The 10,989-nt window shown below is 36.2% G+C and carries 10 protein-coding genes; 9 read left to right on the top strand and 1 reads right to left on the bottom strand.

All coding sequences use genetic code 11. The features are described from left to right. Positions 1-440: 440 nt before the first annotated feature. The 7 genes from RMB06_RS04695 (at position 441) to hisC (ending at position 7,281) form a co-directional block, all read left to right on the top strand. Entirely contained in the window at positions 441-1,889 is a 1,449-nt protein-coding gene (locus RMB06_RS04695; protein WP_016803219.1) for an RNA polymerase factor sigma-54, read from the top strand. Positions 1,890-2,055: 166 nt separating this feature from the next. Further along, positions 2,056-2,394, top strand: coding sequence for a ribosome hibernation-promoting factor, HPF/YfiA family (hpf, locus tag RMB06_RS04690; RefSeq protein ID WP_005071251.1), 339 nt, complete (start codon positions 2,056-2,058; stop codon positions 2,392-2,394). 138 nt (positions 2,395-2,532) lie between these two features. Next, positions 2,533-2,784 carry a BolA family iron metabolism protein IbaG gene (ibaG, locus tag RMB06_RS04685; RefSeq protein WP_002115399.1) on the top strand — a complete coding sequence of 84 codons (252 nt, stop codon included), beginning with the start codon at positions 2,533-2,535 and terminating at the stop codon, positions 2,782-2,784. A 6-nt stretch (positions 2,785-2,790) separates the two neighbouring features. Then, positions 2,791-4,047, top strand: a complete 1,257-nt coding sequence (murA, locus tag RMB06_RS04680) for a UDP-N-acetylglucosamine 1-carboxyvinyltransferase (protein ID WP_002115380.1) — start codon at positions 2,791-2,793, stop codon at positions 4,045-4,047. Then, entirely contained in the window at positions 4,047-4,730 is a 684-nt protein-coding gene (gene hisG, locus RMB06_RS04675) for an ATP phosphoribosyltransferase (protein WP_005071248.1), read from the top strand. The genes murA and hisG overlap by 1 nt, the downstream gene beginning before the upstream one ends. Positions 4,731-4,836: 106 nt before the next feature. Continuing rightward, positions 4,837-6,126, top strand: coding sequence for a histidinol dehydrogenase (hisD, locus tag RMB06_RS04670; RefSeq protein WP_311078571.1), 1,290 nt, complete (start codon positions 4,837-4,839; stop codon positions 6,124-6,126). A gap of 69 nt (positions 6,127-6,195) precedes the next feature. Continuing rightward, positions 6,196-7,281 (top strand): histidinol-phosphate transaminase, encoded by a 1,086-nt coding sequence (gene hisC, locus RMB06_RS04665; protein ID WP_311078570.1) that lies wholly within the window; start codon positions 6,196-6,198, stop codon positions 7,279-7,281. 3 nt (positions 7,282-7,284) lie between these two features. On the opposite strand, the gene RMB06_RS04660 is transcribed toward hisC, so the two are convergent. Next, the gene (locus tag RMB06_RS04660) at positions 7,285-8,637 is read right to left on the bottom strand and encodes an anthranilate synthase component I family protein (RefSeq protein WP_311078568.1); all 1,353 of its coding nucleotides are present in this window, start codon (positions 8,635-8,637) and stop codon (positions 7,285-7,287) included. A gap of 355 nt (positions 8,638-8,992) precedes the next feature. Between RMB06_RS04660 and RMB06_RS04655 the strand changes: the two genes are divergently transcribed. Together RMB06_RS04655 and RMB06_RS04650 are read left to right on the top strand one after the other, a co-directional pair. Continuing rightward, positions 8,993-9,844 carry a DUF6160 family protein gene (locus RMB06_RS04655; protein ID WP_311078566.1) on the top strand — a complete coding sequence of 284 codons (852 nt, stop codon included), beginning with the start codon at positions 8,993-8,995 and terminating at the stop codon, positions 9,842-9,844. A gap of 297 nt (positions 9,845-10,141) precedes the next feature. Continuing rightward, positions 10,142-10,975, top strand: a complete 834-nt coding sequence (locus RMB06_RS04650; protein ID WP_311078564.1) for a C39 family peptidase — start codon at positions 10,142-10,144, stop codon at positions 10,973-10,975. The last annotated feature ends 14 nt before the right edge of the window (positions 10,976-10,989 follow it).

The raw sequence follows: 10,989 nt of genomic DNA, 5'->3' as shown, positions 1-10,989 counted from the left end.
GCGCTGATGGTAGTGTGGGGTTACCCATGTGAGAGTAAGTCATCGCCAGCTCATTATTCTAAACACCCCCATTCTAACGAATGGGGGTGTTTCTTTATGTGCTAAAAAATATATATGTCGGGAATAAATATAAAATAGTAAGCTATGAGTTGAAATCTTAAAATTTAATAGAAAAAAACTATACAATCGAAGAGTAATCAATTAGACAAAATTAAAAGAGGGCTAGTTCCTCCTAATTAACTTTTTATAACAAGATTTCGTGTCTGACTTTGTATGAGAACCATGTTTGATAGAATTAATTTAATAAGATTATTTTTATAATTGGAAAAATCTCTTTTTTCTTCTACAAATTTCAGTTGGATATGTATAACAAATGGAGACTATATGTTATAAATATTGAATAGGCATGATTTTTGCTTGTTTTATGGAAAATGAAATATATGAAATTATCTGTTGGATTGAAAGTAGCGAATTCTCTATCGTTAACACCTCAATTGCAGCAGGCGATTCGTTTGTTACAACTCTCTAGTTTAGAGCTTGAACAGGAAATTCAGATTCAACTAGATAGTAATCCTTTACTTGAAAAAATAGAAGAAGAATCACTAACGGAGAGTCTGGCTGCATTAGAAAATAAAGAATCAGATGACTTAACGACTGAGCTAAATGCAGACCATTTGCCTGATGATTTACCCGTTGATACTGAGTGGGATGATGTTTATACCCATCAATCAACAGCTTTGGCTACTCCAGAATTTGAAGAACGAGAGGATAATCGCCAAGTTCAATTATCGCTAAAGGAACATATTCTAGAACAAGTTAATCTTTTGCATTTTTCTAAAATAGATCAATTAATTGCTTATTGTATTGTTGATGCATTAGATGATAAAGGGTTTTTAGATGCTGAAATTGAAGAAATAATTTTAGCGGCACAACAATTATTGAATGAAATGGATATTGAGGAAGAGATCGAAGAAGATGAGGTTTTAGTTGTCTTAAAACACATTCAACGACTTGATCCTTTAGGGATCGGTTCGCGTAATTTAGCGGAATGTTTAAAAATACAGCTAGAGTTTCTGCCCAAAGATGTTGAATATCTAAATGAGGCAAAAAATCTATTACAGTATTATGAGCTTTTGATAGCCAATGATCTTAATAAATTACTCAAACAAACTGGTTTAACGAAAGACCAATTAAAGTTTGCAATCAATCTTTTAAAAACGTTAAAACCTTATCCTGGTATGGATTTTGATAAGCAAGAATCTGATTATCAAATTCCCGATGTAGTAGTTTCAAAAAAAGATTTACATTGGCAGGTTCAGCTAAACCCAGATGTACTTCCTAAATTAAGAATTAATTCTTTTTACTCTAGTATGATTCGTAGAGCAGATCAGAGTGAGGATAATTTATATTTACGTAACCAGATGCTTGAGGCGAAAAACTTTATTAAAAGTATTGATGAAAGGCATAAAACGTTATTAAAAGTAGCTTCTTGTATCGTAGAGCATCAAAAAGCTTTTTTGGAAATAGGCCCGGAAGCGATGAAGCCGCTAGTTCTTCGAGACGTGGCAGAAGAAGTCGAATTGCATGAATCTACAGTTTCTCGTGTAACTACAAATAAATATATGCTTACGCCTCGTGGTCTATTTGAGTTGAAATATTTTTTCTCTAGCCATGTAGGAACAACAGCAGGGGGAGAGGCATCTTCCACCGCAATTCGGGCAATGATTAAGAAACTAGTCGCCAACGAAAATCCACGTAAGCCTTTGTCAGATAATGTAATTGCTACATTGTTAAAGGATGAGGGAATTGAAGTGGCTCGAAGAACGGTCGCAAAATATCGAGAATCGTTACATATTCCTTCGTCGTCTGAAAGAAAAGTCTTGATCTGAATTTTGAAGTATGGCTATTCTAGAGATTCATTATGACGAAATAATGAAATTTCATTTTCACCAAGAGAGTAACTAAAATGGTTTAATTGTTCTAAGTTTTCTTTTTGATAGCATTAAATCGTTTTAGTTCTTCTTTAGATAACCTAAAAAGGTGAGGGATAGAATTATGCAAATAACGATTCGTGGACATCATTTAGCAATTACACCAGCTATAGAAGAAAATATTAAATCAAAATTTAATCAGTTAACAAAACACTTAGATCAGGTGAATAGTATGCAGATTAAATTAACAAAAGATCATCAAATTGATAAGCGCTCTCATAAAGGTAGTTCGAACCATGTTGCAGAGGCTATTGTAAGATTGCCGGGAATTGAGTTGTTTGCTCAGGCAACTGCTGATGATATGTATACTTCAATTAAAAAACTAACTGAAAAATTAAAAAAACAATTATTAAAATATCGGAAAATGCAGTGCACTTATTCGCAAGTTGCTGTTTCTATTTAATAAGTTTTATATAATTGAAAGAGGCTTGAAACATAGCCTCTTTTTTATTGATAAAATATAAACACGTACTGAATTCTTTGAAAAAGTTATAGTAAAATACTTCGTTTTACACCTTAGGTTGTGTCAGAGGTCTTTGCAATGAATAGTGAACAGCTCACTCAAATTTTAAAAGAAGCTTTCCCTGAAGCGGAAGTAGCGGTGAGCGGACAGGCCGGAAAATTTGACCTCCGTATTGTGGATGATCAATTTGACGGTAAGCGTACTGTTGCTCGCCAACAATTAGTTTATGCACCATTAAATACTTATATTGCAAGTGGCGAAGTTCACGCGGTAACAATTCGTGCAATGACCAAAGATGAATGGCGTAAAGCAAGCCTTTTCGGAGCTTAAATATTAATGGATAAATTTTTAATTACGGGTGGTGTTAAGCTCGACGGGGAAGTGCGCATTTCTGGTGCTAAAAATGCAGCTTTACCATTACTTGCTGCAACTATTCTTGCAGACTCTCCAATTACGATCACTAATGTTCCAAATCTTAAAGATGTAAATACTTTGGTCAAGTTGATTGGTGGTTTAGGGGTTACAATCGGCTATGAAAATGACACAGTAAAAGCTGATACCTCTACTTTAGATAATCAGTTTGCTCCTTATGAGCTAGTAAAAACAATGCGTGCCTCAATTTTGGTTTTAGGACCATTATTAGCGCGTTACGGTAATGCGAAAGTTTCTTTACCAGGTGGTTGTGCAATTGGATCACGTCCGGTTGATCAACATTTAAAAGCTTTAGAAGCTTTAGGTGCACATATTGAAGTTGAAAATGGTTATGTCCATGCTTCAGTTGAAGGTCGTTTAAAAGGTGGCGAAGTTGTTTTTGATATGGTTACCGTTGGCGGTACTGAAAACATCTTGATGGCTGCTGCACTAGCTGATGGTGTTACGACTATTCGTAATGCAGCTCGTGAGCCTGAGATCACTGACCTTGCTCAAATGCTCATTAAAATGGGCGCTAAGATTGAAGGACTTGATACTGATACTCTTGTTGTAACTGGAGTAGAAAGTTTGCATGGCTGTGAATATGCTGTGGTAGCTGATCGTATCGAAACGGGATCTTATTTGGCAGCTGCGGCAATTACGGGCGGTCGTGTCAAAACTACACATACCGACCCTGCATTACTTGAATCTGTTTTGGATAAGTTTGAAGAAATGGGTGCCGAAGTCACTCGTGGTGATGACTGGATCGAACTTGATATGTTAGGCAAACGCCCTAAAGCTGTAAGTTTTAGAACTTTGCCACATCCAGAGTTTCCAACAGATATGCAAGCTCAGCTTATGGCTGTAAATGCTATTGGTCGTGGATTTGCAACTATCTCTGAAACGATTTTTGAAAATCGTTTTATGCATGTTCCTGAATTGTCACGCATGGGTGCTAATATTCAGGTTGAAGGTCATGATGCTGTCGTGACTGGAGTAGAAACTTTACAGGCTGCACCTGTAATGGCAACAGATTTGCGTGCTTCGTTCTCTCTAGTTTTGGCAGCTTTAGTGGCAGAAGGAGATACCTTAATTGACCGTATCTACCATATTGACCGTGGTTATGAGCATGTCGAAGAGAAACTTCAAGGTTTAGGTGCCAAAATTAAGCGAGTAAGTTAATGAATGATGTAAGAAACGATGATCCTAATTTTGATGTGATGGGCAATTTTGATCATGGTTTGACCTTGGCACTCAGTAAAGGACGTATCTTAAAAGAGACGTTACCTTTACTAGCTACAGCGGGTATTAATTTGCTCGAAGATCCGGAAAAGTCCCGCAAACTGATTTTTCCTACTACGCATAAGCAAGTACGTATTTTGATTTTACGTGCATCTGATGTGCCTACCTATGTAGAAAATGGCGCAGCAGATTTAGGTGTAGCAGGCAAAGATGTGTTGATGGAACATGGCGCTCAGCATGTATATGAGCTACTTGACCTGAAAATCGCTAAGTGTAAATTAATGACTGCTGGTAAAGTGGGAATGGAACGTCCAAAAGGCCGTTTAAAAATTGCCACGAAATACGTCAATCTTACACGTCAGTATTATGCAAGCTTAGGTGAGCAAGTCGATGTGATCAAACTCTATGGTTCTATGGAGTTAGCGCCTTTGGTGGGTTTGGGTGATTACATTGTCGATGTGGTCGACACTGGTAATACGCTAAGAGCGAATGGTCTTGAGCCATTAGAGGAAATTTGCAAAGTTTCTTCACGTTTAATTGTAAATAAAGCTAGTTTTAAACGTAAGCAAACTCTATTAAATCCAATCATTTCACAGCTTGAGCAAGCTGTTCAATCACGTTAAAAGCAATTTCCCATCATGCTTTTGTGATAGTTGCTTCAGATGATGCCCACAAGCGCTTAGAAAAAGAGTAAACTTGGTTTTTCTTTTTCGCCTTGTGGGTAAATTGATGCGACGTTTATCGACTCAAGATCAGAACTTCAAACAGGTTTTTGCTGAGCTTTTAGCATTTGAAACTGTAAATGATCTTAATTTAGTGCAAACAGTAGATCAAATTATTGCTGATGTTCGTCAGCATGGTGATGATCATGTTTTAAAGCTTACTCAACAGTTCGATCGACATCCTGCGCATCAATTTTCAGATTTAGAATTATCTCAACAACAACTTAAAACTGCTTTTGATAATTTAAGCCCAGAAATTCGTGATGCTCTAGAGTTAGCAGCAAAGCGTATTCGTTCATTTCATGAAGCTCAGAAACAAGAGAGCTGGACTTATATAGATGATTTGGGTAATACATTAGGACAAAAAGTCACACCTCTAGACCGTGTGGGTATTTACGTACCAGGTGGTTTAGCCTCTTATCCGTCTTCAGTTTTAATGAATGCAGTGCCAGCCCATGTTGCTGGTGTACCTGAAATTATTATGGTTGTTCCTGCACCAAACGGTGAACTAAATCCATTGGTTCTAGCTGCGGCTTACCTTGCAGGAGTGAGTCGAGTATTCACTATTGGGGGAGCTCAAGCTGTAGCAGCGCTTGCTTATGGTACTCAGACCATTCCACCTGTAGATAAAATTACTGGCCCTGGAAATCGTTTTGTGGCAGCTGCCAAACGCGCTGTATTTGGTCAGGTCGGTATTGATATGATTGCTGGACCTTCTGAAATTTTAGTATATGCAGAAGGTGAAAATAATGCAGATTGGTTAGCTATGGATGTTTTATCTCAGGCTGAACATGACACAGTTGCTCAAGCTATTTTCATTACTCCTGATGAAGCTTTGCTTAATGCGGTAGAGTTGGCAATTGAAAAGCATTTAAATGAATTGCCAAAGGCAGACATTGCGAGAACTTCGATTGAAAACCGTGGTGCTTTGGTATTAGTCAAAGACCGTGTAGAAGCAATTGATTTGATTAATCAAGTTGCACCAGAACATTTGGAACTTTGCTTAGATGATGCCGAGGCTATGAGTGAAGATATTCGCCATGCTGGAGCAATTTTCATGGGGCGCTATACACCTGAAGCAATTGGTGACTATTGTGCAGGCCCAAACCATGTATTACCGACCTCTGGAACTGCTCGTTTTTCTTCTCCATTAGGTGTTTATGATTTCCAAAAACGTTCGAGCTTAATTATGTGTTCGAAAGATGGAGTCAAATCGTTAGCCAAAACAGCCGACATCTTAGCTGTCCAAGAGAACTTAGATGCCCATGCCCGCTCAGCTCGCTATCGTTATCAATAAGCTTATAAACCTTGTAGTTTTTTAATTATTACTCAGGGCTGATTTTCAGCCCTTTTTTGAGATAAGACCATGACTTTATCTACAGCACAAATGCGCTTTTGGAGTCCAGAAGTTCGTGAGTTAGAGCCGTACGTTCCTGGCGAACAGCCTAAAATTCAGAATTTATTGAAACTCAACACAAATGAAAATCCATATCCGCCATCACCCAAAGTAGTTGAAGCAGTTCAAGCTGTTTTAACTCATCAGGCTGATGCATTGCGTTTATATCCAGACCCAGATGCTACGGCATTAAAACATGCGATTGCTAAGCAACAAAATATTGAAGTTTCGCAAGTTTTTGTTGGTAATGGCTCAGATGAAGTACTTGCTCATATTTTTAAAGCATTTTTTCTTCAAGATGAACCAATTCTTTATCCAGATATCACTTATAGCTTTTATCCAGTTTATAGTCAGTTTTTTGGTACAAAGACTAAAGAAATCCCACTCAATGATAATTTTGAGATAGAAGTTAAAGATTATGTGCAACCAAATGGTGGGGTTATTATTACAAACCCTAATGCTCCAACAAGTATTGCACTAGGTTTACCAGAAATCGAACAAATTTTAAAAGCGAATCCAAATCGGGTGGTTGTCATTGATGAGGCTTATGTTGATTTCGGTGCAGAATCAGCAGTGAGTTTAGTAAATCGCTATGAGAATCTGGTTGTGTGCCAAACAACTTCAAAATCTCGCTCTCTTGCGGGTTTACGCGTTGGCTTCGCGATTGCTCAGTCTCATTTAATTGCTGCACTTGAAGCTGTCAAAAATAGCTTTAACTCATATCCTATTGATCGTTTTGCAATTGCAGCAGCGGTAGCCTCTTTTGAAGATCAAACTTATTTTGAAGAACAATGTCAAAAAGTTATTTCTACTCGTGAAAAGCTAGTAGATGAATTAACTGCTTTGGGCTTTAAAGTTTTACCTTCTAAAGCAAACTTTATTTTTGCTTCACATCCATCGCATGATGCAGGTCAGCTTGCACAGCAATTACGTGAGCAGGGCATTATTGTGCGCTATTTCAATAAGCCTCGTATTAATCAATTCTTACGAATTACTGTAGGAACTGATGAGCAAAATGAGCGTTTAGTACAAACATTAAAAGAAGATATTCTCTAAATTTTACTCTGCTGTGCTGTTCATCAAGTTCAGCATAGCAGAGACTTTATCAAGACTTTCTTGATATTCTGCTTCTGCATTTGATGCAATCGTAATACCACCACCTGCCCATAAAGAAAGCTGATTCTGATATTGTTGAAAACTACGGATGAGAATATTCCAGCGGCCAGTTCCATCAAAATTGAAATAACCCAATGTCCCGCAATATGCACCTCTTGCTGATTCCTCTAACTCTTCAATGATCTGCATTGCCCGAATTTTGGGAGCTCCTGTGATTGAACCTCCTGGTAAGGCAGAGAGCAGCATTTGCATAGGATTAATATCATCTTTAAGAGTCGCAACGATCTCGCTTACCATGTGATGTACTTGATTAAAACTTTCAATCTCGAATAATTTTGTTGTTTTTACAGATCCTGTATTGGCATAAATGCTCAAATCATTACGTAATAAATCGACAATCATCACGTTTTCTGCTTGGTCTTTTTGAGAGTTTTTTAAGGTTTGTTTAGAAATAAAATCTTTTTCTGCATTCTCATAGCGAGGCATTGTGCCTTTAATAGGTCTAGTTTTAATTTGTTTATTTTGATTGAATTCGATGAAAAGCTCGGGAGAGCAACTTAATAATTCAAAATCATCTAATTTTAAATAACCTGCATATGGAGCATTTGTAAGTTGCCATAGATCTTCAGCTTTATTTAATAAGGATCCTGAAAATTTAGCTTTAAACTCTTGGGTTAAATTAATTTGATAGCAATCTCCAGCCTTAATATATTCTTGTATTTTATAGAAAGCATCGAAATATTGTTTTTTAGACCATCTTGGTTGAATAGTGGTTTTTAATTCAAATGTATTTTTAGAGTTATTGGAACCAAAATTCTCTATTTTATTTTCAATATATGAGAATAGATCAACTGCATTTTCTTCATCACTAAAAAAATACCAATCATTATCTATATATTTTAAAAAAGATCGATATTTGCCTAGGAATAGAGAAGGTTGTATATGATTTTGTCCATTAATAAATTGATGTGCACTGAAATCATAGCTGATAAAACCAATATAACCACCCATAAAACTTATTGTTGATTCAATATCTTTATTCAAATTATTTTCTTTAAATTGAATGAAATTTAAAAGTTGATTTGATTTTGATCCATGTTTATATTCTTTGAAATTTTGGCGCTCAAATTCTAAATAATTTTCATTTTGAATAATAATATAATCTTGCGGAAGAAATCCGATAGTTGGATTGTTATTGTCATTTAAATAAATAAGCCCAGTTAAACCATCTAATTTTTTTAAAATATCGGCAGCATTTTTACTATATAAAGAGATTTTTTTCTTTAACTGAGACATTTTTAAATAAAAGAGTGTTTAATGAGAGAGTAGTTAGTTTACTATAAGTTGCACTTCATCAGGAGAAAGTCTTTTAAGTACTAAACTTTTTGCTGATAAAATGAACGAAATTTTAACTGAGAATTTATTGTTTTTAGCAAGGTTTGTGTAGAAAAACTTGAGTGTACCGTTTGTCGGGTAGTTGGCAAAAAATGCACAACACTAGTTGAACAAAAATTAACGTAGATGTAATTTAGTAATTGCTAAGCAAAACTACTCAAGGATTGGAAGTTTCGGTTGCCATATAAAGAAAAATGCAATTTGAGACAATGAGAGTGGTTAAGTCAAAAAATAAATGCTCTTGGGAGAGTGCTCAATGAAAATGTTTACTAAACTTGCTTTAGTTTCTTCTTTAGCTATCAGCGCAAATGCAATGGCAATGCAGTCAATGGATGATGCTGCACTTAGTGCTGCTACAGGTCAAGATGGTATTAATATCGGTATCGCTTTAGGTGCTGGCGGTATTTCTATCGATAAAGTATTTATTCATGATAATGATGGTTTAAACCCTACTACAGGTATTACTGGTGCTGCAGCAACTGCGGGTGCGATTGTAGTAAGTGGAGTGGAGCTTACACAGGTTGATCAAACTGCTAATTTGTTAGACCTTAAAATTGACAGCGTTGGTGCTTCGGGTACAAATGGCGCGTTTTTAAACGTTGCTGCAAACGTGGGTGCTGTTAATGTAAGTGTAGGTTCTATTGGTGTGGGTACTTCTGGTACTTTAAATACAACTACTGCTGTACGTGGTATCACTGAAACTGCTCCAACTGAAATTATCTCTGGTTTAGATTTGTCTCTAGGTGCAATTTCAGCCAACGTACAATTAGGTTCTACTCCACAAGGTGCAATGATTAAAGTGAACTCTGCTTTACAGGGCGGTTTAACACTATCTAACTTCGGTATCAAAGATGCTGCAGGTGGTGGTGAGATCTTCCTAGACAAAGTGATGGTTCGTGGTGCTGGTAACACAACTGGTAATTTAGATGTTGATGCTAATATTTCAGTTGTACCAACTGGCTTGAAAATTCAAAATAATAGTGCACAAGGTATGAACGTTTATGTACAGGGTGTACATTTAGGTGCTGCTGCTAATGCATCTATTGGTGATGTTGAAATTCAAGGTTTAAATGTAGGAACTTCTACAATTACAATTTCAGGTCACTAATCTGAGTTTTAATAAAAAAAGCGCGTTTATTACGCGCTTTTTTATTTATTAATTGTCTAATTTAACTATATAAAAATATATTTTTTATTGATAAAAATAACTGTTAAATTAAAAATCTATTTAAATTAATCACACAAGTCTCTCTATTTTTATAAAACTAAACGTTCATCAAAAAAAAGTAAAAAAAGGCTGTTTTTTTCAAAAAAAAAAGGTATCTTCAACACACAGGGATGTAGAGCTATTGCTCTAAGAATAAAATGAATAAGGCCAGTAGGCCACCATTTAGAACAAGTGCTTATGTTAGAGATTGCTTTAGGCTCAGCATTGATATATTACTTTGCGACAGAAGCCTTCGAAATAGAAAAAAAGCCACCGGGAACTGTTTATTATACAGAGACTGCCGATTCACGTAATTTATCTTTTCGCCGTAATCATATTGAACCAGTTCAGATTAAACCAGCTGTAGAAGATCAGTTCCGAGGTATTGTTCGACAAGCTTATGACTATAGTTGCGGTTCAGCTGCTCTTACTACACTTTTAAATGGTTATGTGGGAACAAGTTTGACTGAACAGCAGACTATGAGTGGTTTACTACAGTATGGTGAATATCAACGTATTATTGAACGCCGAAGCTTCTCATTACTTGATATGAAACGCTTTGTAACTGCTATTGGTTTGGATAGTGGTGGTTATCGAGGGGAGTTTTCTGATTTAGTCAATCTTGGACAACCTGCAATCGTTCCAATTTCTTATGCTGGTTTTAAACATTTTGTCGTATATAAAGCTTATAAAGATGGACGAGTCTATGTTGCTGATCCTGCATTAGGGAATATCAGCTTTGATGAAAATCGTTTTAAAGAGGTTTGGGATAATAATACATTATTCATTGTTTCTGTTCCTGAATCTCAACGTAAAGACCTATTGGCCTTAAAAGACTCAGATATGCGTCATGTGGAAGATGCAACTGTTAACCGTTATGCATTTGTGGATGTGCAATATCCAACATTCAATTATGACCGTTTAGCAAATAAAGCATCAACTATGCGTAGGGTACTGGATAAAGACCCAAATTCTGCAACCTATAATCAGCCAATTGAAACATATATGCGTCTTTACTATAAGCGTAAATAATCAAATATGAATTG

It is taken from the genome of Acinetobacter sp. V104_13, from assembly GCF_031798995.1.
Taxonomy (GTDB): domain Bacteria; phylum Pseudomonadota; class Gammaproteobacteria; order Pseudomonadales; family Moraxellaceae; genus Acinetobacter; species Acinetobacter pittii.
The sequence above is the reverse complement of the archived record's forward strand: the minus strand, read 5'-3'. Positions and strand labels throughout refer to the sequence as shown.

Excerpts from the sequence above, each read along its gene's own strand:
- hisG (WP_005071248.1), top strand. The coding sequence starts at position 4,047 with ATGAATGATGTAAGAAACGATGATCCTAATTTTGATGTGATGGGCAAT.
- hisD (WP_311078571.1), top strand. The coding sequence starts at position 4,837 with ATGCGACGTTTATCGACTCAAGATCAGAACTTCAAACAGGTTTTTGCT.
- hpf (WP_005071251.1), top strand. The coding sequence starts at position 2,056 with ATGCAAATAACGATTCGTGGACATCATTTAGCAATTACACCAGCTATA.
- RMB06_RS04695 (WP_016803219.1), top strand. The coding sequence starts at position 441 with ATGAAATTATCTGTTGGATTGAAAGTAGCGAATTCTCTATCGTTAACA.
- RMB06_RS04660 (WP_311078568.1), bottom strand. The coding sequence starts at position 8,637 with ATGTCTCAGTTAAAGAAAAAAATCTCTTTATATAGTAAAAATGCTGCC.
- ibaG (WP_002115399.1), top strand. The coding sequence starts at position 2,533 with ATGAATAGTGAACAGCTCACTCAAATTTTAAAAGAAGCTTTCCCTGAA.
- murA (WP_002115380.1), top strand. The coding sequence starts at position 2,791 with ATGGATAAATTTTTAATTACGGGTGGTGTTAAGCTCGACGGGGAAGTG.
- RMB06_RS04650 (WP_311078564.1), top strand. The coding sequence starts at position 10,142 with ATGTTAGAGATTGCTTTAGGCTCAGCATTGATATATTACTTTGCGACA.
- RMB06_RS04655 (WP_311078566.1), top strand. The coding sequence starts at position 8,993 with ATGAAAATGTTTACTAAACTTGCTTTAGTTTCTTCTTTAGCTATCAGC.
- hisC (WP_311078570.1), top strand. The coding sequence starts at position 6,196 with ATGACTTTATCTACAGCACAAATGCGCTTTTGGAGTCCAGAAGTTCGT.